The sequence below is a fragment of the Actomonas aquatica genome, assembly GCF_019679435.2.
Lineage (GTDB): Bacteria > Verrucomicrobiota > Verrucomicrobiia > Opitutales > Opitutaceae > Actomonas > Actomonas aquatica.
In genome coordinates this window covers 5807952-5828978 of sequence record NZ_CP139781.1, presented here as the reverse complement: position 1 = coordinate 5828978, position 21027 = coordinate 5807952, and the positions used below count along the sequence as shown (strand labels likewise).

General features: G+C 63.7%; 18 protein-coding genes. 10 read left to right on the top strand and 8 right to left on the bottom strand.

What is annotated here, in order from left to right; all coding sequences use genetic code 11:
- Positions 1–123 precede the first annotated feature (123 nt).
- A complete protein-coding gene (locus K1X11_RS22270) occupies positions 124–561 on the top strand; it encodes a GNAT family N-acetyltransferase (RefSeq protein ID WP_221030287.1) in 438 nt (145 codons plus the stop codon).
- Between the two features lie 70 nt (positions 562–631).
- On the opposite strand, the gene K1X11_RS22265 is transcribed toward K1X11_RS22270, so the two are convergent.
- From K1X11_RS22265 to lysS, 3 genes are all read right to left on the bottom strand, one after another.
- Positions 632–1318 (bottom strand): ABC transporter ATP-binding protein, encoded by a 687-nt coding sequence (locus K1X11_RS22265; RefSeq protein WP_221030288.1) that lies wholly within the window; start codon positions 1316–1318, stop codon positions 632–634.
- Positions 1315–2553: an ABC transporter permease gene (locus K1X11_RS22260; protein ID WP_221030289.1), complete on the bottom strand. Its 1239-nt coding sequence runs from the start codon at positions 2551–2553 to the stop codon at positions 1315–1317. Before K1X11_RS22260 ends, K1X11_RS22265 begins: the two co-directional genes overlap by 4 nt.
- 102 nt (positions 2554–2655) lie before the next feature.
- On the bottom strand, positions 2656–4131 hold the full coding sequence (lysS, locus tag K1X11_RS22255; RefSeq protein ID WP_221030290.1) for a lysine--tRNA ligase: 1476 nt from the start codon (positions 4129–4131) through the stop codon (positions 2656–2658).
- A gap of 141 nt (positions 4132–4272) precedes the next feature.
- Here lysS and K1X11_RS22250 point away from each other — a divergent pair, with 141 nt between their 5' ends.
- From K1X11_RS22250 to K1X11_RS22230, 5 genes are all read left to right on the top strand, one after another.
- Positions 4273–7653, top strand: a complete 3381-nt coding sequence (locus K1X11_RS22250; RefSeq protein ID WP_221030291.1) for a delta-60 repeat domain-containing protein — start codon at positions 4273–4275, stop codon at positions 7651–7653.
- A 41-nt stretch (positions 7654–7694) separates the two neighbouring features.
- Positions 7695–8951, top strand: a complete 1257-nt coding sequence (locus K1X11_RS22245; RefSeq protein WP_221030292.1) for an MgtC/SapB family protein — start codon at positions 7695–7697, stop codon at positions 8949–8951.
- A 168-nt stretch (positions 8952–9119) separates the two neighbouring features.
- Positions 9120–9776: a lipoyl(octanoyl) transferase LipB gene (gene lipB, locus K1X11_RS22240; RefSeq protein WP_225919350.1), complete on the top strand. Its 657-nt coding sequence runs from the start codon at positions 9120–9122 to the stop codon at positions 9774–9776.
- Between the two features lie 94 nt (positions 9777–9870).
- The gene (lipA, locus tag K1X11_RS22235) at positions 9871–10785 is read left to right on the top strand and encodes a lipoyl synthase (RefSeq protein ID WP_221030293.1); all 915 of its coding nucleotides are present in this window, start codon (positions 9871–9873) and stop codon (positions 10783–10785) included.
- Between the two features lie 320 nt (positions 10786–11105).
- A complete protein-coding gene (locus K1X11_RS22230; protein ID WP_221030294.1) occupies positions 11106–12494 on the top strand; it encodes an alkaline phosphatase D family protein in 1389 nt (462 codons plus the stop codon).
- A gap of 278 nt (positions 12495–12772) precedes the next feature.
- On the opposite strand, the gene beeR is transcribed toward K1X11_RS22230, so the two are convergent.
- Positions 12773–13903 (bottom strand): BeeR family actin-like protein, encoded by a 1131-nt coding sequence (gene beeR, locus K1X11_RS22225; RefSeq protein ID WP_221030295.1) that lies wholly within the window; start codon positions 13901–13903, stop codon positions 12773–12775.
- A gap of 68 nt (positions 13904–13971) precedes the next feature.
- Positions 13972–14466, bottom strand: coding sequence for a hypothetical protein (locus K1X11_RS22220; protein ID WP_221030296.1), 495 nt, complete (start codon positions 14464–14466; stop codon positions 13972–13974).
- 262 nt (positions 14467–14728) lie between these two features.
- Between K1X11_RS22220 and K1X11_RS22215 the strand changes: the two genes are divergently transcribed.
- Both K1X11_RS22215 and K1X11_RS22210 read left to right on the top strand, forming a co-directional pair.
- Entirely contained in the window at positions 14729–15523 is a 795-nt protein-coding gene (locus tag K1X11_RS22215; protein WP_324726042.1) for an AMP nucleosidase, read from the top strand.
- Between the two features lie 57 nt (positions 15524–15580).
- Entirely contained in the window at positions 15581–15907 is a 327-nt protein-coding gene (locus K1X11_RS22210; protein WP_221030298.1) for a hypothetical protein, read from the top strand.
- Between the two features lie 22 nt (positions 15908–15929).
- Here K1X11_RS22210 and K1X11_RS22205 read toward each other — a convergent pair whose 3' ends face one another.
- A complete protein-coding gene (locus tag K1X11_RS22205; RefSeq protein ID WP_221030299.1) occupies positions 15930–16787 on the bottom strand; it encodes a hypothetical protein in 858 nt (285 codons plus the stop codon).
- Positions 16788–17139: 352 nt separating this feature from the next.
- Positions 17140–18192 carry a quinone-dependent dihydroorotate dehydrogenase gene (locus K1X11_RS22200; RefSeq protein WP_221030300.1) on the bottom strand — a complete coding sequence of 351 codons (1053 nt, stop codon included), beginning with the start codon at positions 18190–18192 and terminating at the stop codon, positions 17140–17142.
- 230 nt (positions 18193–18422) lie between these two features.
- On the opposite strand from K1X11_RS22200, the gene K1X11_RS22195 reads away from it, so the two are divergent.
- Complete coding sequence (locus K1X11_RS22195; protein WP_221030301.1) at positions 18423–19223, top strand: hypothetical protein; 801 nt, start codon at positions 18423–18425, stop codon at positions 19221–19223.
- Between the two features lie 104 nt (positions 19224–19327).
- Positions 19328–19942, top strand: a complete 615-nt coding sequence (locus tag K1X11_RS22190) for a polysaccharide biosynthesis/export family protein (RefSeq protein ID WP_221030302.1) — start codon at positions 19328–19330, stop codon at positions 19940–19942.
- On the opposite strand, the gene K1X11_RS22185 is transcribed toward K1X11_RS22190, so the two are convergent.
- Positions 19943–21001 (bottom strand): tetratricopeptide repeat protein, encoded by a 1059-nt coding sequence (locus K1X11_RS22185; protein WP_221030303.1) that lies wholly within the window; start codon positions 20999–21001, stop codon positions 19943–19945.
- Positions 21002–21027 lie beyond the last annotated feature (26 nt).

The window sequence follows — 21027 nt, the reverse complement described above, 5'->3', positions numbered from 1 at the left end:
CAGCCTGCCTCGCTCGCCGACCGCTGCCAAGAGCTTAGCCTCCGCCGCTCACCACATCTGGCTGAACGCTCAACGCGCGAACGTGACAAGGCCCGCGCGCTCCGCCACATTCCGCCTCCGCCGATGACGCCGACCACTCCCTCCTCCCCCGCCGATCTAGCCGCTTACTTCGACCTGCGCTGGCGGGTCCTCCGCCAGCCTTGGGACCAACCGCGCGGATCCGAACAGGACGACCACGATGCCATCGCGTTCCACCTCATGCTGCGCGACGATACCGACGGCACGCCCATCGCTGCCGGCCGTCTGCACGAACCCGAACCCGGTATCGGCCAAGTGCGCTACATGGCGGTCGCCGACACCCACCGCGGACAGGGTCTGGGCAGCGTCATTCTGCGTGGACTTGAGGCCGAAGCCGTGCGCCGCGGTTACCGCCGGCTGAAGCTCAACGCCCGCGAAACCGCGATCCCCTTTTATGCCAGTAACGGTTTTGTGGATACCGGCCCCGCCCCCACCGCCTTCGGCATCCCTCACCGCGCCATGGCCAAAGAGATCGGCGGGTGAATCGCCCAACCGTAGGCCGCGAGCTTGCTCGCGCTACCCCTGCCCCTCGGCCTCAGCCCCGGGCCTCGACCTACGCCTCCCCCAGCCGCCCCTCGTGCAGCACCAACTGCCGATCCGTGCGCGCCGCGTGCGCCGGGTTGTGCGTGACCAGCACCAGCGTGGTCTGCGTTTCCCGGCAAAGCTGCAGCAACAGGTTGATCACTTCGTCGCCGGTGCGCTCGTCCAGATTGCCCGTCGGCTCATCGGCCAACAGCAACTCCGGTCGGTTCATCAACGCCCGCGCCACCGCCACCCGCTGACGTTCCCCGCCCGAAAGTTTGGCCGGCACATGCTGCGCTCGCTCCGCCAAACCCACTCGCAACAACAACTCCGCCGCCCGCGCCCGTTCGGTTTTGCCTACGCGGCCCACCATGCGCGCCGCCATGAGCACGTTGTCGAGCGCGGTGAGTTCCGGGATCAGGTAGAAGGACTGAAACACCATGCCGAGGAAACGGCCGCGACGCGCCGCATCGAGTTTGGCGCTGCCGCCCCACCGCACTTCGCCGCCATCCACCGTGTCCAGTCCGGCCAGCAGATGCAGCAGGGTCGATTTGCCCGAGCCCGATTCGCCGCGGATGCTCACACTCTCTCCCGCCAACACCTCGATCGCGACATCCTGCAACACCTGCAGCTTGCGCTCGCCGCTCACAAACGACTTCGCCACGCCACGCGCCGCCAACACCGCATTCGCACTCGCACTGGAAGTCGCCGCACTCATTCGGATCGCAGGGCCTCCACCGGTTGCAGTCGCGCCGCTCGCCACGCCGGCAGGATGCCCGCCAGCGCCGAGATGAGAATGGCCGCGCCCACGATCAGGCTGAGATCCTGATTAGAGAGGTAGGCCGGCAGATTGCTGAATTCATAAAAGCGCAACAACGCCTCCTCGCTGCCGGTCAGCCGCGTAAAGAGCGCGATCATGTCGTTGCGGAAATGCAGCACGGTGAAACCGAGCGCCACGCCCGCCCCCGTGCCGGCCAGACCGATGATGAGCGCCTGCCAGCAGAAGCACAGCGCGACGTCCCGCGCCCGCCCGCCCATCGCCCCGAGCAGCCCGATCTCGCGCGTCTTGCGCACCACCGAAATGAGCAGCGAACTCGTGACCGAAAACGCCGCCACCACGATGATGAACAGCAGCAGGAAAAAGATCATGTTCTTCTCCAGCTGCACCACGAAGAGGAAGTCCTGATTCGAATCCATCCACGACCGCGCAAACGCGCCCGGCGCGACCTCCGGCAAGGTCGCATTGAGTCCGCGCGCCGCCCGATCCGGATCCACGCCGTCGCGCAGTTTCACGCTGTAACCGTGCACCTCGTCGCCCAGCCCGTAGAGCTCCTGCATGCGCCGCAACGTCACCAAGACCGTGCTGCTATCGAGGGATTGATGACCGATCTCGAAGATGCCCACGACCTCCAACTCACGCGGCAACATCACCTCGTCGCCCTTCATCTTCTCCAGCAGCAGCGGCGAATACACCTCGACCACGCTGCCCAACGTCGCGCCGATCGAATACGCCAGTCGTGAACTCAGGATGATCGAATCGTCGTCGAGATCGTCGAGCGAACCGACCCGCACGTAGTCGGCCAGCGGCACCACCGAGTTGATGCGGTTCACGTCGATGCCCTGCATGCCCGGGAAGGTCGGCTTGTAGTTGTATTCCAACATCACCACGCCCTCCGCAAACGGCGTCACGCCCACCACGTCGGGCGAATCGGTGATCGTCGCGATGACGTCTGCGTTGTTGGGCAAAAACCCGCGTGAACGCACCTGCACCTCCCCCTGCGTATCCACGATCATGCGACGGATCTCCCGGCCGAAGCCGCCCATCACGCTGATCGAGACAATCAGCAGCGCCACGCCCAGCATCACCCCCAGCATCGAGATCGCCGTAAAAAACGGAAACCGCTTCCCCGACGGGAATAGCTGTTTAAGGGCGAGATAGAGGGACCAGGGCACGGAAAAGCGATCAGCGATCAGCCCTTAGCTGTCAGCCATATTCATCAAAGGTTCCGTCAGCAGCTGACTGCTGATCGCTGAAGGCTGAACGCTCGGCGCAGCTCAGCTGCCCGGTCGCAGCTGCGGGAACAGGATCACGTCGCGGATGCTTTCCGCGCCGGTCAGCAGGATGCAGAGGCGATCGATACCGATGCCCATGCCACCCGCCGGGGGCATGCCGTGCTCGAGCGCGAGCAGGAAGTCGTTGTCGACCTTCTGCGTCTCTTCGCCGGCCTGCGCCTCAAACATGGCGCGCTGCACGTCGGGATCGTTCTGCTCGCTGTAAGCCGGGGCGATTTCCATGCCGCCGATGGTGAGCTCAAACACGTCGAGCACGCTCGGATCCTCCTGATTGAGCTTGGCCAACGGGCACAGCTCCTTGGGGAGGTGGGTGACGAAAGTCGGCTGAATGAGGGTCGGCTCGATCTTCTTGGAGAAGATCTCGTTGGTGACCTCGTAGTCTTCCCACGCGGGGTTGACCTTGCATCCCAGCGCTTCGGCCTTGGTGATCTTCTCCTCCTTGGAGAGTTCAAACCAGCCCGGTTCACCGGTGGCTTCGCGCAGCAAATCCTTGTAGGTGACTTCACGCCACTCGCCGTCAAACTCGATCTCCTCGCCGCTGGCGGCGTGCTTGATGCGGGTCGTGCCCAATACCTCGCGGCAGATCGACTGCAGCATGTCCTTCACCAGCGTCATCATGCCGCGGTAGTCACTGTAGGCCTGATACACCTCGAGCATGGTGAACTCGGGATTGTGGCGCGGGGAGATGCCCTCGTTGCGGAAGTTGCGGCCGATCTCGAAGACGCGATCGATGCCGCCCACGAGCAGGCGCTTCAGATAAAGCTCGAGCGAGATGCGCAGCACGAAGTCGACGCCGAGCGCATTGTGGTGAGTCTCAAACGGACGCGCCGCCGCGCCACCGGCCACCGATTGCAGGACCGGGGTCTCGACCTCGAGGAAGCTGCGCTCCTCCAAAAAGCGGCGGATCTGCGACACGATCTTCGAGCGTGTGATGAGGCGTTCGCGCGACTCTTGGTTGACCACCATGTCGAGGTAACGCTGACGATAAACCTTCTCGGCGTCGGACAGGCCGTGCCACTTCTCGGGCAACGGGCGGAGCGCCTTTGACACGACGGTGAAGGACTCGACGCGCACGGTGATCTCACCGGTCTTCGTCTTGAAGAGCTTGCCGGTCACGCCGATGTAGTCGCCCAGGTCGCACTGCTTCTTGAAGACGAGGTAACGTTCCTCGCCGAGCACGTCCTTGCGGAAGTAGAGCTGGATGATGCCCGCCTGATCCTGGATCTTCACGAACGAGCTGCCGCCCTGCACGCGGAAGGTGATGAGGCGGCCGGCCACGGTGACCTCGACGGTCTCGTCCTCGCCCTCGACGTAGAGCGCTTTGGCGTCGGTCGAAAAGTGAGTGGGCGTCACGTTGCTGCGAAACGGGTCGTCGCCCATTGCGCGCAATTCGGCCAGCTTCTGCCGCCGCACGGCATGTTGGTCGTGGCTATTATCTACCGGTGTCTTCTCGCTCATGGAATCGGCCACCGTGGAAAGTCGCGCCTGCGAGGGCAAACCCAAAGGCAGCCGCGTCTCCGGCCCCCCGCCAAACAGGGTTTGCGCCCCGCCAGCCGAATATCCATGACTCAGGCGCTGGCCGGCAACCCACCCCTCCCGATGAATTTGCACCTGCCCCGCCTGTCCCTCGCCGGATTCGGGATGATCGCCGCAGCGGCGTCAGCCCAAGTCTGGGAGAAAGACCCCACCTTCGCCCCTGAGATCGTCGAGGAAACGCCACACTCGTTGTCGGCATCAGCCGACAACGCCGGTCGTTTCTGGCTCCACAGCACGGATCGCCCCTTCACGCATATCAATGGTGCCCGGTATTCCGGTCTGGCTCGGCTCACCCCCAACGGTGAACTGGACCCTTCGCTGCCTGACGCCGATCGCACGACGTATCCGGTCGTGTTGGCGCATACGGCCGACGGAGGCGCTTGGGTGCAATGGCGACGCCACTACTCGGGCATCGACTTCGCGCAGCCTATCCCCACCTGGGAGCGACTCACCAAATTGCGTGAGGACGGTAGCATTGATCCCGCGGTCGCCCCGATCGAACTGGAGGAGTTTGTCGCCCAAGCCGTCGTGCTGCGTGACCAATCACTCGTGATCCGCTCCTTGGACGCATTCGAAATCGACGGGTATTCGCGCAACCAAATCGCGCGATTTTACGCCAACGGACTCCTCGACCCGATCTATGCTCCGCCGCTGGATCCAGACCTTCGCGTAGTTCGTCTGCTGCCGCCCGACGCAACGGGTCGGGTCGTAATCTGGCTGCAGCAAGGCTACGGCTCTGACCGCGTAGATGTTCTGCAACGTCTTCTGAACGACGGCAGCATAGACCCTGATTTTGAATGGCGCGCCCCGGGCCTCGACGCGCAGCAACTGCTGATCGACGGAGACCGGGTGATCACCCTCACTCGCCACTCATTGCGGGCCTTCAACCTCCTGGGGAAACAGGTATTCGAACACGACTTCCGTGAAGATTTCCCGGGGTTCGATATCCTTCTCACCCACCTTCACCCCCTGCCCAACCGTCGTTTCGCTCTAACGATCCAATCCCTAGCTCAAGGAACGACTCAAACGGTCAAAACCATCACAATCGAAGCCGACTTGCAGATGTCATCGATCTGGCCGTCACCGTTCAGCGAGCCGGAGAGCGCCTCCATTCTCGCGGTCGCGAGCGATGGATCGATGCTGCTTCGCGGCTTTTTCGATGAAGGGGCGGTCAGCTCGGGCACTTGGTCGTGGGCGATACGCTCCGATACGAACCTGCAACTGATTGATCTGCATCCTGCTCGGCGAGTCGCCGGTAGCGTCCAAACCCTCTCCGCCGCCGACTCCACCGGTGCCGTAACCATCACCGGAAATTTCACTCACATCAACGGACACACACGTGACGGTGTCGCGCGCTTTCTCGCCGACGGTTCACTCGATTCGCATTACGCCCCACCGCGCGTTTACCCACTGCTGGCCCTGCGCGACGGCGGTCAGATCGCCCTGCAACGGGTGCCTCCCGCAAACGTCGGCCAACCACGGAGCGAGCGGATTGTAAAACTCACGGCCGCCGGTGACGTGGAGCCGCTTGAGCAGCTTCCCCCGGAAGTCGATCCGGATGCCCTCACATGGCTGTGCGAAGGTAATTCCGGGGAATGGCTCGTCGCATGGCACGACTGGAGCACCGGCACTTCGGTTACTCATCTGCTCTGGCTCAACCGCGACGGTTCCGAGGCCCGCCGCTTGCCTACCACCTTTTCCGTCCCCGGTAGTCACCCGGGCAGCGCCGATTCCGCCGACTTCATCGACCTGCCGAGTGTTTCCAGTCAAGGCATCATCGACGAAGGGGTCGAACTCGACGACGGCTCTCTGCTCATCGCCGCTCGATACCTCGCGCAGACCGAAGACCAAACTGGCCTTGTATTTCACCTGAATTCCTCTGGTGAGCTGGATGCATCCTTCACGATCCAGTTGCCCGACCATTTTCTGGCCAACCAGGTGATCCTCGATCCCGCCGGCGACATTCTGCTGATCGGTCGCTTCCGCAACGACCTCACCCGCACGGAAGTCGCGCTGCGGTTCCATGCCAACGGCAGCCTAGACCCAACGTTTGCCCCGCCACTCGACCGTCCCTTCTACGACCTCAAGCCGCTCAGCGAGCAACGTTATCAAAGTGGCGCAGAATTACTGAATTCCACCGGCTGGCCGGAACCCCTGCTGACGCCCACGCTCCAGCCCACCTATCTCGGCAATGCCACCCTTTCCTCCCTGCAGGCGCTCTGGGCTGTGCCCCGTGACAACAATAGTGTGTTTGATCTACCCCTGTTCGCCCCCACTTTTCCGACCGAATACGGCACCCTCGCGCGGTTCACGCGCGCGACAACGTCCAGTCTGGTCGTGCCCCCTACGGAACGGACCGTCGTCGCGGGAGAACCAGCGTCGTTCACGTTGGGCCTCAGCACTCTTGAGAATGCATCCATCCAATGGCTCAAAGACGGGATTCCCGTCGCCGGGGCCACGGACCCCCACTTGGAGTTTGCCTCTGCCTCACCCTCCGATGCCGGAGCCTACCACGCCGTCATTTCCTATCCTGCCAACGGAGCAACTCCGACCATTCACGAGACCCAAGTCGCGCAGCTCTCGGTGCAGCCCAACACCACCCGTTTGACGAATTTTTCGGGCCGTAGTCAGGTTTCGGATACAGACCCGCAAGTCGCGGGCTTTGTGCTGCGCGGCGGCACGCCTCAGGAGCTGCTTATACGTTCCATCGGTGAGGGGCTTCGTCCCTATTTGCCCACGACCCACGCTCTTGAGCTCATGGGCCCCCCGGATTTGGACCTCCACCAAACGGGCGAAATGGCCGAACCGTTCGAATCCTATCCCCTCACCGATCCCGACATCGCCGTCTTGGCTGCCAGCGTGGGCGCATTCCCCGTCAGCGGAGATTCTCAAGACGATCCATTCACCTACGGCATCGCCCTCAACCCGACGCTCCCCCCCTCATCGTTCACGGTCACAGCGCGTGCCTCCGCTCAAAGTCGAGGCCTCGGACTGCTGGAGATATTTGATCCGAACGACACGGCGGCTCGCCTGCTCGGCAACGTCTCCCTACGCGGTTACGCTGGAACCGGTCACAACGCCCTCATCGGTGGTTTTGTCCTACAAGGTAAAGGCCCCGCCCATGTGCTAATCCGTGCGGTGGGCCCAACTCTGACCCAATTCGGGATCGACGCTCCGCTCGAGGATCCCGTCCTCACGATCCATCGCAGCAGAAATTTTGAGGTCATCCAAAACAATGACTGGTCCGACTCGAATGAGCTATATTCCGCTGGGGAACAGGTCGGAGCCTTTGCCTTGCCCCTCCATTCTCGTGATGCGGCGGTTCTCCTCAAACTCCCGCCAGGGGCCTACACGGCGCAGGTCAAACCTGCCGCCGGCACCACCCCCGCCGAGGCGCTATTGGAAATCTACCTACTGGAACCGGGATCCGTATCGACAAACTGAACACGGTTGTCTTCGGGCCTAAGCGCGTTTGATATGAGCCTATGCCCCCCACCCTCGCCGCCATTGCTGCCAGTGCCGCCCTCGGGGCGCTCATCGGGCTGATCCGCCAGTGGAGCGATCAGGAGAAACAACAGAAGGACGCGGTCGACTTCGGCGGCGTGCGCACCCACGCGCTGTGGGGCATGCTGGGCTATCTCGGCGGCTACGGCTCGACGCAAGGCTCCTGGGTGCTGCCCGTGATCATCGTCGTAGTGTCCGCCCACCAAATCCTCGCGCGTTGGAAAAGCATCGAGGAGGGCCACGGCGGCGGCACCAGCTTTGCCGCCTCCTTGCTGACGCTGCTCTCCGGCACCCTCGTCGCCTGGGGCATGACCCAAGCCGCCGTCCTCGTCACCGCCCTCACCATGGTGATGCTCGGCGCCAAAAAACCGATCCACGCCTGGACCCGCAACTTCACCAGCGAAGACGTCCGCGCCGCCCTCCAATTTGCCGCCATCACCGGCGTCATTCTGCCGCTCGTGCCCAACCGTGCCATGGGCCCGTTCGACGGGTTCAACCCCTACTCCACCTGGCTCATGGTGGTGCTCATCTCCGGCGTCGGTTTTGTGGGTTACGTCGCCATGCGCGTGCTCGGCACCAAGTCCGGCATCGTCATCACCAGCCTGCTCGGCGGCCTCGCCTCCAGCACCGCCACCACCCTCGCCTTCAGCCGCCGCAGCAAAGAAGAACCCGCCCTCTCGGTCGATTACGCCTTCGCCATCAGCACCGCCTGCACCGTCATGGTGCCGCGCGTGGTCGCGGTGATTGCCGTGCTCAACCCCGAGCTCGCCCTCGCCTCCGCGTTGCCGCTGGCGGCGATGACCGTGCCCGCGTTGCTCTTCGCCGGCTGGTATTTGCTCAGCCCCCGCAAACGAGACCAAGGCCCGGTCGATTCGCCCGCGGTCAGCAATCCGCTGAGCCTCAAAACCTCCATCAAGTTCGCCCTGCTCTACGCCATCTTCGCGTTTCTGGTCAAAGCCGCCACCCAGCTCGACATGCAGGACAGCCTGCTGCCGCTCAGCTTCGTGTCGGGGCTCACCGACATGGATGCCATCGCGCTCTCCATGGCCGAAACCCAGCGCAACGGCTCCGTGGTCCTCGACCTCGCCGCCAAGGCCGTCGTGATGGGCGCCGTCGCCAATTCCGTGCTCAAAGCCGGTCTCGCCGCCTCGCTCGGCGCCCGCGCCCTCCGCCTGCCCGTCGCCCTCGTGCTCGGCAGCACCGCCGCCATCGGCGCCGCCGCGATCTTCCTCTTCTGAGCCACCCCTCATCCCCCTCCCTTCCAGCAACTTACCCACAAGTGTCACGTAATACGTGACACTTGTGACTGGCTGGCCGGGACCGCCAAGATCGTCGCAAGGTTGCTATCCGCCGCGCGCCTTCCACCTTGCGCTGCTGTGAGCCACGCCGCGACCACACCGCTTCCTTTGCAATCCATCGACTGGGGCCGCACTGCCTACCCGGAAGCCACCGAGCGCCAGAAACAACTCGTGGCCGATCGCATCGAGGGGCGCATCCCCGACACGCTCGTCTTCACCGAACACGATCCGGTCTACACCATCGGCCTGCGCACCGGCGCCGACGCTCACGTGCTCTGGGATCCCGCCCAACTCGAACGCCAGGGCATCACCATCGTTCCGACCAACCGCGGCGGCGACATCACCTATCACGGTCCCGGCCAGGTGGTCGGTTACCCGATCGTCGACCTGTCCGCCGTCAAAGACCTGCACGCCTACCTGCGTTTCCTGGAGGAGGTCATGATTCGCGCCGTTGGCACCCTCGGCCTCGCCGCCACCCGCCGCAACGGCCTCACCGGTATCTGGGTGGGCACCCGCAAGATCGCCGCCATCGGCGTCGCTGTGCGCCGCTGGGTCGCCTACCACGGCTTCGCCCTCAACGTCGCGCCCGACCTCAATCACTTTTCCGGCATCGTGCCCTGCGGCATCGCGCCCACCGAAGGCACCGTCACCTCCCTCGCCCAGGAGCTGCCCACCGCACCGTCCATGGCCGAGGTGCGCGAGGTGCTTTTCGCCGAGTTTAATGCCCTCTGGCCGCAATTTATCGGCTCCACCACCGCTCAATGAAATCAGATGACACCGCAGAAAAGCGCGGCTCATACCTGACAAATATCCGTGTTTATCTGTGTTCATCTGTGGTTAACTCTCCGCTTTTCGTCTCATGGATCTGACTGACACTTCGCGCAAACCCGCCTGGCTCCGCGCCAAACTGCCTTCCGGCCCCGGTTACTCTGCCGTGCGTAAGCTCGTGGATGCTCACGATTTGCACACCGTCTGCCAAAGCGCCCAGTGCCCCAATCTGGGCGAATGCTGGTCCCGCGGCACCGCCACCGTGATGATCCTGGGCAACATCTGCACCCGCTCGTGCAACTTCTGTGCGATCCAGACCGGCCGCCCGACCGAATACGACATCGCCGAGCCCGCCCGCGTCGCCGATGCCGTGGCCAAGATGAACCTGAAGCACTGCGTCGTCACTTCCGTCGCCCGCGACGAACTCGCTGACGGCGGCGCCGGCATCTGGGCCGCCACCATCCGCGCGATCCGCCATCGCAATCCGCAGACCGCCATCGAGGTGCTCGTGCCCGACTTCAAGGGCCGCATGGACCAGGTCGACACCGTGCTCGACGCCGCCCCCGACATTTACAACCACAACGTCGAGACCGTGGAACGCCTGCAAAAGCCCGTGCGCGTGCAGGCCCGTTACGATCGCTCCCGCTCGACGCTGCGCCACGCCAAATCCCGCGGCTTCACCACCAAGACCGGCATCATGCTCGGCCTCGGTGAACGCAAGGAGGAGATCGAAAAGACCATGCAGGACCTCGTCGATGACCAGATCGACATCTTGACCATCGGCCAATACCTCCAGCCCACGCCGCGTCACTGGAAGATCGACCGCTGGGTGCACCCCGACGAATTTGCCCACTGGAAGGACTACGGCCTGAAGCTCGGCTTCGGCGTCGTTGAAAGTGGCGCCATGGTGCGCTCCTCCTACCACGCCGACGAGCAGTCCGAGAAATACACCGGAACCGAGCACCTCAACAACGCCAACGCCCTCGCCGGCGCAAGCGCTCGCTGAGCCCCGCAGTCCCCCGTGGCCGAGGCTTCCAGCCTCGGCGTCCACCACACGGGCACTCCACCGCCCGGTCAGCCTACACCGCGGCAAGATGCCGCGGCCACACAAGTCCATCGTGGCCGAGGCTTCCAGCCTCGGCGCTCACCACCCGGCCACTCCACCGCCCGGTCAGCCAACACCGCGGCAAGATGCCGCGGCCACACCCGCCCCCCGTGGCCGAGGCTTCCAGCCTCGGCATGCCCCCCCGCGCGGCTCCAAATTGTCACGCCCACCGGCGGCTCCGGTTTTGCTTTTTGGAGCGCGCCCCCCCAGCGTCCGCCGCCATGCACCTGCCTTCGCGCCTCCGCGCTGTCGTCGCTCCCGCTCTCCTCTTCCTCTCCCTCGCCTCCGCTCTTGTCGCCGGTGAGATCGTGTCCGGTCCCATGCTGGGCTACCGCGCGCACCGCGAGGTTTTCCTCTGGCTCGAAACCAAGGACGCCGAGGAGGTCACCCTCACCTATTGGCTGGTGAATCAGCCGGACGAAAAACACACGATCACCCACACCGACGTGCCCGTCCATCCGGCTGGCGGCCAGATCCACCACTTCCGTCCCGGTCTGCTCAAGATGGGCGGCACCTATCGCTACGCGATCACCATCGACGGTCAGGAACAGGCCCTCGCCGCCACGCCGACGTTCTCCACGCAGGAGCTCTGGGAATGGCGCACCTCGCCCCCCGACTTCAGTTTCCTCTTCGGCTCCTGCGCCTACATCAACGAACCCGAGTTCGACCGCCCCGGCGAAGGCTACGGCAAGACCACCCGCACCTTCGAACTCATGGGCGAGAGCGACGCCGAGTTTATGGTCTGGACCGGCGACAACTGGTATTGGCGCGAACCCGACTACGATTCCGTGAGCGGCCTCTGGTATCGCCCCATGCACGACCGCGCCATTCCCGAGATGCAGAAGCTGCTCGGCACGATGCACCACTACGCCACCTGGGACGATCACGACTACGGTCCCAACGACTCCAACTGGTCCTACGAATACAAGGACGTCGCACTCGACATCTTCAAAGCCTATTGGGGCAACCACACCTACGGCGAAGCCAACAACCCGGGCGTCTACAGCAAGTTCTACTGGGGCGACGCCGCGTTTTTCCTGATGGACAATCACTACCATCGCGACGCCGCCGGTCTCGATCAGGACAAACACCCCGAGAAAACCCAATGGGGTCGCCCGCAACTGGAGTGGCTCAAACAATCTCTCCTCTCCGCCAAGGAGCTGAAGCACTTCAAATTCCTCTTCATCGCCACCGGCAATCAGATGCTCCAAACCGAGCCCCGCGGCGAGCCCCACGAGCTCTACCGCCGCGAGCGTGAAGAGCTGCTCGACTTCATCGTCGAGAACCAGATCGAGGGCGTGATCTTTCTCACCGGCGACGTGCACCACAGCGCCATGTATCACCGCAAACTCTCCGACGGTCGCATGGTTTACGACATCACCTCGTCGCCGCTGAGCAGCGGCTCTTGGCCGGTCGAAACCAGCAGCAAAGCCGAAGACCCTTACGTGATCCCCGGCACGCTGGTGGGCGACCAAAACTTCGTGCGCATCGACGTGCGCGGCGAAGGCAAGCGACGCGAGCTACTCGTCACCTGCATCGACAAACAAGGCGACACGCGCTTCGAGCAGGTCATCAAACTCAGCGACCTGCAGCTGCCGTCCGGCAATTAACGCAACCCAGGTGGACGCCGACGTCCCCGGCGGCGTCGTTCCAGTGCGTCAGCCCGACGCCCATCCGCCCCGTCCCCCGCCCCCAGACGGCAAACAGCCCTCGGCTCGAAAGCCGAGGGCTGATACCAACGGAGTCAGATCATCCCGACGGCAACCACCGCCGGGAAACTCCAAATTAAGGGGCACGCAGTCCGTTCCATCGTGGCAGCGACTTCCCGCTGCGTGCCCATCGCTAAACTAAAATTCAAATCGATCGCGCGACATACGACACGTGGCGCTCAGTCGAGCAGCGACTGCCACTGGTCTTCGCGAGCACGGGACGCCGTCTTGAGCGCGCCCTTGGCCACGAAGTCCTTGTAGTTGTCGCCGAGCACATGCACGCGCGGGTTTTCAAAACCTTCCTCGAGCAGCTTGGTCTGCAGCGCGACGCCGAAGCCCTTGATGAGGCTGCCACCACCGGTGACGATGACGTTCTGCAGCAGCTCCTCGACGCTGTCGGGATCGGCACGGGCGATGAGCTCCTTGGTCATGTTGAAGACCTCTTCGAGCAACGCCTGGCAACCTTCGCCGACCTGCGTGGTGACGTCGATCTTACGGGGCTTGCCGCCCACCATGATGGTCGCGATGGCCGGCGTGGCGGCGTCTTCGCTGAGCACCCAGGAGTGCTTTTCCTTGATGGTGCGCACGCGCGGCAGGGTGAGACCACAATCCGGGTAAGCGGCGAGAATCTTGTCGAGGATGATGCGGTCGACCGTGTCGCCCGCCACCTTGGTGGTGAGCTGATCCTCGGTGGTCGGATAGTGGCCCTGCACGAGGCAGACGTCGGCCGAACCGGCACCGATATCGACGTAAAGGGAGTTGAGGACGGGATCCTGATAATCGATGTCCTGCAGCTTGTCTTCCTCGCGGTAACCGAGGGCGGCGAGGAAAGGCTCCGGCACGAAGAGCACCTTATTGAACACCCCGTGCACGGCCTCGCGGGCGTTTTCGCGCGCCTCGAGATCGGAGCTGGCCGGCATGCCGATGACGGCGCGCACTTCGGACGCATCCTCGCCGAGCTTGGACTTGATGTGCTGGGCAAAAAGGCGGGCGGCCTTGGTGTCCTGAATCACGCCACCTTCGAGCGGACGGACCAGGTTGAGGTGCAACTTGTGCTTGTTGGCCATGGCGCCAAAGAGGACTTTCTCGTCACCGGGGATCACGCCGGCGAGGACTTCGTCCTTGGCGTAGCCGACCACGGTCGGGATGCTCTCATCGACCGTCGCGGTCTTGGAACCGAGCGGCGCGCCGTAGATGCGGGACATGTTGGTGCCCCAGTCGAAGCCGACGAGGAGGGGGGCGTTCTGGGTGAGGGACTGGTCGGCGGTAAGGACCTTGGCCTTGGAGGAGTTGGTGGTTTTGGTGCTCATTGATCTGACTTTCGATAACGTGGTTTTTGGTTGGTTGAGTTGGTTGGTATCTGATTTTTCACTACGGCTCAGGCGGTGACCAAAGCGCGGTTGGAAAGGGATTGGGAACGGGTCGGCGCCGTGAGCACTGCGGGCTGGGGGCGAGCCGCGGCGGGGTTCCAGCGCTGCTCCATCTCGTTGAGCGCATCGATCATCCCGGCGACGTCATGAATCGGGATGCGACGGCTTAGCTGCATCGGGCGACCCAGCGCGCGGTTGCGGCGCTCTTCCGGCGGCAGGCCTTCCTCGGCCAGGCGGCGGCTGATGACCGCAGAGGCCACCCGCTCCTGCACTTGGGCGAAGAGTTTGCGCAGGCGTTCCTTGCGCTCGGCCATCGGCAGGCCACAAACCTGCGACCATTCGCGAATCACCAGCGGCAGCGTATGCTCCATCAACTGCCGAGCGTCCCGGTGCCGCCCGGTGCACTTGGCCAGGCAGCTCTCGTGCGCCGCTTCACTGATTTCACGCCAAAGCGCATCAGCCGAAGCAACGGGAACCGGGGTCGAAACAGGCGAGTGGATCATAGGTGCCCAAAGCTTATGCAACCTACGTGCCAATAGTTTTAACCCATCTCCCATCAGCTACTTAAGAAATCTCCACTAATCACACGATCGTCTCTCACTGAAATTTCTCCCCGCACCCGGCAATTCCTACCGCCCTGTTTTTCCGCGCAGCTTCCCCGGCAAGAGGCATCGACAAATGTCCGCCTCTGTTTAGCTTTCGCGGCAAATTATGCCCAAGCCCGTTACGTCTGCCGCTGCCTCCGCTCCCCGCTCCTCTTCGCCCGTGAATTCACCCACCGCGAAAGGCCTCAAAACCCGCAAGCAGATCGTCAAAAACTGGCTGCCCCGCTACACCGGCGTGCCGCTCGAAGAGTTTGGCGACCACATCCTGCTCACCAATTTCCATCGCTACGTGAAACTCTTTGCCCGCTGGCACCGCGTGCCCATTCGCGGCAAGGACAAGGCCATGACGTCTGCGACTGCCGGCCGCATCACCATCATCAACTTCGGCATGGGCAGCGCCACCGCCGCTACCGTGATGGACCTGCTCACCGCCATCTCGCCCAAAGCCGTGCTTTTCCTCGGCAAATGCGGCGGACTCAAACACCGCGCCGAGATCGGCGACCTCATCCTGCCCATCGCCGCCATCCGCGGCGAAGGCACGAGCGACGACTACTTCCCGCCCGAGGTGCCCGCCCTGCCCTCCTTCGCCCTGCAGAAGGCGATCTCGACCACCATCCGCGACTTTGCCCGCGATTATTGGACCGGCACGGTCTACACCATGAATCGCCGCGTCTGGGAACATGACGCCAAGTTCAAGAGCTACCTGAAGAAGATCCGCGCCATCGCCATCGACATGGAGACGGCCACCATCTTCATGACCGGCTTTTTCAACGAGATCACCACCGGGGTGCTTCTCCTCGTCAGCGACCAACCGATGATTCCCGAAGGCGTAAAAACCGCCGAGAGCGATGCGGAGGTCGACGACGCCTACGTCACCGATCACCTCAAGATCGGCATCGCCTCGCTCAACCAGCTCATCAACCAGGGCCTCACCCTCAAGCACCTGAAATTCTGAGTCGGCGGAGGACGTCCGCGCTCCTCAACCGACTCCCGCCCCTCGGAGGGGGCATTCATGCGCCGCCGCCTCCACCAGCATTGGCAGACCTTTCGGGCCGGCACGCCCGGTCGACGCTTTCGCGAGCGTTACCGTCGCCGTGCCCGCGAGCGCAAACAGGGCGCCTCCCAAATCGGTCGCGTCCTGCTGCTCGCGGCTGCCGTGCTCTGCATTCTCATCGCGATTCCGCTCATGGTGCTACCCGGCCCCGCCGTCGTGTTCTACGCCCTCGCCGCCTTCCTCATCGCCGGCGAATCCATCTGGGTGGCCATCCTGCTCGATAAAACCGAGCTCCTGCTCCGCCGCTGGGCGGAGCGTTTTCGCCAGTGGCGGACCAAGTCCTGATCCCCTGCCTGATCGCCGCCGCTTACTTACCGCCCGCCGCGCCCGATTCGCTCGAGCCGTCGTCCTTGGTCATGTCGAGCAGCTGGATTTCGTTCAGATCAAACTCCTCGTCCACCACCGTGAGTTCGCCGATCTCGATCGATCCCTCCTTGCCAAACGCCTCCCGCACCGTCGTGAGCTCCGGGGTCTTGGTTTCGCGGCCGATGATCGGCGCGCCCACTTCGACGATGCGCGGCAGTGCATCGGCCGCCCAGACGCCACGGGCCGGACTGGAGATGCGGGTATGCCACAGCGGCACCTTGCGTCCGCGGATCAACGCCTCGCGGTCGTAGGCCACGATGTTCATCATAAACAAATCGTTCTTGGCCATCTCCAGCACCCGATCGGCCTTCTCGCTGCGCAGCCCGCGTAGCCATTGCTTCGGGTCCAAACCCACCGGTTGTTTCACCACATCCATGAGGTCGAGCTTGTCGCCGCCCAGCGCCGCCAATGCCCCGCCGAGGTCGCCTCGCACACTGCCCCACGAAAACCCGAGCACGATCGTGGGATGCTGGTCCCCGTGCGCCGGCAGGTATCCCTGTTTCTTCAACGCCCGCAGAATGACTTGCAGAAAACGATCATGATCCGGCTCCCGTTCGCCCGCCATGGGCCGTCCGAAGTCGGTGTAACCCGCCGTGACCGCCTGATAATAAACCGGATTTTCCGGCGTCACCTGCGGCCGCTTGCGTCCCTCCTCGGTCATGTCGGTCACCCCGACCACCGCCATATCCTCGATATCGGCATGAAGCGCGGACGTTGCCGCGGAGGCGAACACACCAAGCAGACCGAGGCACCAAATACGCCGGAACGTCGCCAGAAACGAAAGAGGGGTAAGCATCATGGGGTGAGGCGAAAGCAGCAGGAGGGGCGTGAGGGTGGAACGAGGGGTAACCCCAGCGTCTGACTGAACCCTGCGCCCCTTGTTCCGCAAGCATGCGCCACATTCAGTGCTCCCCACGACACCCCCCCGCCCCGCTTTCCGCAATGTCCTCCCCCCTAAAAACAGTCACGCGCTGCCTCGTCCCAAACTCGAAAGCAGCGCGTGGTTGTTTGCGTGAACCAACCTTGATGCGAGGACGACACAGAACAATTTAATCTAATATTGGAAGCCAGCCGGGACCACTTGCGCTAATGCCGGGGTGAAACGCGCGGCAGATTCCTTTCCACCGCGCCCCCTGTCCAATGCCTTGCAACTACCGCCTCTGCCGCTCCGCCAAACCCTTCGCCAGCGCCGCCGCGAAAAACGGGCCGCGGTAGATCATGCCGCTGTAGACCTGCACCAGCGTCGCCCCGGCATCGAGCTTCTCGCCCGCGGTGGCTCCGTCGGTGATGCCACCCACGCCGATGATCGGCAGCTTCCCGTGGGTTGCCCGGGAGATGTAGTTGATGATCTGGGTGGAACGCACATTCAGCGGCGCCCCACTCAAACCGCCGGTCTCCTCGACCGAGGCGAAAAACCCCGGCCGGGCCAGCGTCGTATTGGTGGCGATGATACCGTCGAAACCAAATTCCTCGATCACCGCCAACACCCGGTCGATTTGGCCCCAGCTGAGATCCGGCGCGATCTTCAGCAACAGCGGACGCCGCGCCGCCTCCCGCGCCCGGTTGGCCGCGCTCACCTCCCCCAGCAACTCCCGCAGCCGCGACTCGTCCTGCAGCTTGCGCAGGTCCGGCGTGTTGGGACTGGAGACGTTGAGCACCAAATAATCCGCGTAGTCGGCCAGTTTGCTGAAACTGCGCAGGTAATCGTCGACCGCCTTGTCGAGCGGAGCCGCCTTTGATTTGCCCAAGTTCACGCCTAGCGGGATGCGCCGCTGCCCCACCCCCGGCTGTTTGGCCAAGCGCCGAGCGACGCGATCCGCACCTTCGTTGTTAAAACCCATTCGGTTGATCACCGCCTCTTCCTTCGGATAGCGGAACATGCGCGGCTGCGGGTTTCCCGGCTGCGCCAACGCCGTCACCGTGCCGATCTCCACGTGCCCAAAGCCCATCGCCGCTGCCGCCGGCCACGCCGTGGCGTTCTTGTCAAAGCCCGCCGCCAGCCCGATCGCATTGGGGAACTTTAAACCAAATGCCTCCACCGGTCGGTAGCGGTCCGCTGGCAGCCGGTTCCAGGCTTCCATCAGACGGCACACCGGCTTCATCCAGCCCAGCACCGTCATCGCATTGGCCCCCACCTCATGTGCCCGCTCGGAATCGAGCTGGAACAACATCGGGCGTAACACCTTCTCATAGAGAAAATCCATCGCCGCCGGACACTGCGGGGCGTCCCGCAAAACGCAAGATTGCCCCCGCACCAAAGCGAAATCCCCTCTCACAGCTTCGCGCCAAACCGAGGCCCTACGAACTCCTGACTTCATTCACGGTCCAAGCGGCCGAAAAGCTTCTTCAGAAAAGTCACCCGAAAGTGCTTTTCGTGGTTTGACTCGCGCAAAGCACACCCTTTTTCCTCCGACCAACCTAGCACACCCGTAACATGGCAAAATCCTCTTCCACACTCGATTGGTGCATCGTTCGCCTTGGAGAAGACCACAACTGGTGGGTCGACGAAGTGAGCGATCCCGTCCGTTGGGACGTCGATGGTCTCAGCATCGTTGACCCGCGCCAAGTCGACTACCTCGTGGAGCTCGTGGACCCGCTGCGTGACTACGGGTTCGACCAGGACATCCTCGACCTCGCCTTCATCCCCTTCCGCATCGAAAAGGAAGCCGGCGAAGGCCGCGTGCGCCTCAAGCGCGTGAAGGACTCCCTCTTCGAAGCCGACGAGAAACTCTTCGCCCTGCCCGACATCGTCGACGACGAGAACGGTCCCTATGCCGATCTGCTCGACCATCTCACCCGCTGCCGGGTCAAGATGCTCAACGACGCCTTCGACTTCGAGTCCAAGCTCACCGTCGATGAGATGGAGGACGACATCCGCGAGGACCAGAACGCCTCCTTCATCGAGGGCAAGGCCGTCCACACCTTCGAAGAACTCATCGCCATCCTCGATTACGTTCCCGCCGGTTACGAAACCGACGAGGAAGACGGCGAAGGTGACACCGATGAAGAAGACATCGACGACGCCGATCTCCCCGACATCGACGAAGAGGACGAGAACGCGCTCAAGGGCGACGCCTCCCTCAAGTGGGATGACGAGGACGAAGACGAAGAAGGCGACGAAGACGAGGAGGACGACGAGGACTCCGATTCCGACTCCGACGACGATGAAGACGACGACGGTGACGAAGAAGACGAAGAGGAAGAGAAGCCGCGCCGCGGTTCTCGTCGTCGCTGATCACCGCTCGAACACCTCTTACTCAACCACACTTTCAAAGCGCGACCCGATCCCGGGTCGCGCTTTTTGCTTTCGTCTCCCCGGGTCGTCGCTGAACTTCCGGCATGCTTTCCCGGCCGCGCGGTCTTCGTCTTGTCACCACCCTCTTGCTTGCGCTCGGCGCGTTGACCTTTGTTGGCTGCGAAACGACTGGCGGAGCCACCAGCTCCGGCCCCGGCAATCCTCGCCTCCCCGAGCCCGCCAGCGCCGCTGTCCTCCGTGCCGGTGATAGCCTCGGCATCTCCCTGCAAGGCATTCCCGATCCCAGCATGCACAACGTGCAGATCGACGAGCAGGGTCTCATCTCCCTGCCCTACATCGGCGGGGTCTCCGCCGCCGGCCTCACCGCCGCCGATCTTTCCGTGCGCATCCGTGCCGACTACATCAATCGCGACTTCTACCGCGCCATCGATGTGTCCGTCACCGTCACCGAACGTTTCGTCTACGTCGGCGGCGAAGTGCAACGCCCCGGCCGTATCGTTTGGACGCCCGACCTCACCATGACCAAGGCCATCCAAGCCGCCGGCGGTTTCACTCTCTACGCCAAGGAGACCGCGGTAAACGTCGTGCGCGACCAATCGTCCTACTCGCTCGACGCTCGCCTCGCCCGCCGCAGCCCCGCGGAAGACCCGCGCCTCTTTCCCGGCGATTCCATTCAGGTGGATCGCTCGGCCTTCTGATCAGCGCCCGCCGTCCGGTCGCGGTGCCGGTTGGGCAAAGACTTCCTCGTAAGCCGCGGCGAGCCGGGCCCGGTCCGCCGGAGCCACCGTCGGCTGCGCCCACACGCGGTCAAACCACGCATCCGCATCCAGCCGCTTGCCGGCCAGGATCGCTTGCAAAGTGAGCAGCACGAGCGCGGCCGGATTCTCCGGCTCGATCTCCAACGAGCGCTCCAACATCGCCGTGCCTTCGTCCGCGCGATCAACCGCGAGCAGCACCTGCGCCGCCTCCAAGACGCCCACCGCGCGATCCGGCCACAACTCGGCCACCCGCGCAAAATCCGCCAACGCGTCCTCCACGCGGCCTCGCTCCTGATACGCGCGCCCCCGCGCCAGCAACAGCGGCACCGCATCCGGACTCGCCGCCAAACCCGCCTGCACAGATCGCCAAGCCTCCGAGCTCTCGCCCACCGCCCGCTGCAGCGTCGCCAAGCGCACCCAAGCCTCGGCCAACGTGGGGTCCAACGCGACCGCCCGCTCATACGCCGCCTTGGCTTTCACCTGATCGCGCAAGCGCTCCCACAACCGCGCCTGCTGCCAGACGATCGTGCCATTATCGGGCACCAACATGTGCGCCCGCTCCAAAACCTGCATCGCCAGCTTATCGTCCCCGCCCCCACTCACCGCTTCGGCCACCGACACCAGCCGCATCGCGTCGAAGGCCTCCGCCAAATCTTCCGCCAACCACGGATCCTCCGCGCCGCCCGCCTCGGCTACGTGTGCCGTGAGCCAATCCCGGCGTTCCCCGGCCCCCGTTTGCGCTGCATCGAGCTCCGCCAATCCCGCCCAAACATCGCGGGCCTCGTCGCCATATCCATTTACTTGATACACGCGCCCCAGCGCGCTTAGCCCGGCGACGTCCCCCGCCTCCACCTCGCCGCTCGCTGCCGCCAACGCTTCCTCGAGCGGAGAGCCTGCCTCGATTTCAACCGGCACCGACGGCACTACCGCCCGCAGCGCACTGCGGTGCATCGCCCCGCGCGCCCACCACCCCACGACCGCCAACAACCCCACGCTCACGATGAGCAGTCCGATCCTGGGTCTCT

Excerpts from the sequence above, each read along its gene's own strand:
- lipA (WP_221030293.1), top strand. The coding sequence starts at position 9,871 with ATGGATCTGACTGACACTTCGCGCAAACCCGCCTGGCTCCGCGCCAAA.
- K1X11_RS22205 (WP_221030299.1), bottom strand. The coding sequence starts at position 16,787 with ATGATGCTTACCCCTCTTTCGTTTCTGGCGACGTTCCGGCGTATTTGG.
- K1X11_RS22200 (WP_221030300.1), bottom strand. The coding sequence starts at position 18,192 with ATGGATTTTCTCTATGAGAAGGTGTTACGCCCGATGTTGTTCCAGCTC.
- K1X11_RS22210 (WP_221030298.1), top strand. The coding sequence starts at position 15,581 with ATGCGCCGCCGCCTCCACCAGCATTGGCAGACCTTTCGGGCCGGCACG.
- beeR (WP_221030295.1), bottom strand. The coding sequence starts at position 13,903 with ATGAGCACCAAAACCACCAACTCCTCCAAGGCCAAGGTCCTTACCGCC.
- K1X11_RS22195 (WP_221030301.1), top strand. The coding sequence starts at position 18,423 with ATGGCAAAATCCTCTTCCACACTCGATTGGTGCATCGTTCGCCTTGGA.
- K1X11_RS22245 (WP_221030292.1), top strand. The coding sequence starts at position 7,695 with ATGCCCCCCACCCTCGCCGCCATTGCTGCCAGTGCCGCCCTCGGGGCG.
- K1X11_RS22230 (WP_221030294.1), top strand. The coding sequence starts at position 11,106 with ATGCACCTGCCTTCGCGCCTCCGCGCTGTCGTCGCTCCCGCTCTCCTC.
- K1X11_RS22190 (WP_221030302.1), top strand. The coding sequence starts at position 19,328 with ATGCTTTCCCGGCCGCGCGGTCTTCGTCTTGTCACCACCCTCTTGCTT.
- K1X11_RS22250 (WP_221030291.1), top strand. The coding sequence starts at position 4,273 with ATGAATTTGCACCTGCCCCGCCTGTCCCTCGCCGGATTCGGGATGATC.
- K1X11_RS22265 (WP_221030288.1), bottom strand. The coding sequence starts at position 1,318 with ATGAGTGCGGCGACTTCCAGTGCGAGTGCGAATGCGGTGTTGGCGGCG.
- lysS (WP_221030290.1), bottom strand. The coding sequence starts at position 4,131 with ATGAGCGAGAAGACACCGGTAGATAATAGCCACGACCAACATGCCGTG.
- K1X11_RS22270 (WP_221030287.1), top strand. The coding sequence starts at position 124 with ATGACGCCGACCACTCCCTCCTCCCCCGCCGATCTAGCCGCTTACTTC.
- K1X11_RS22220 (WP_221030296.1), bottom strand. The coding sequence starts at position 14,466 with ATGATCCACTCGCCTGTTTCGACCCCGGTTCCCGTTGCTTCGGCTGAT.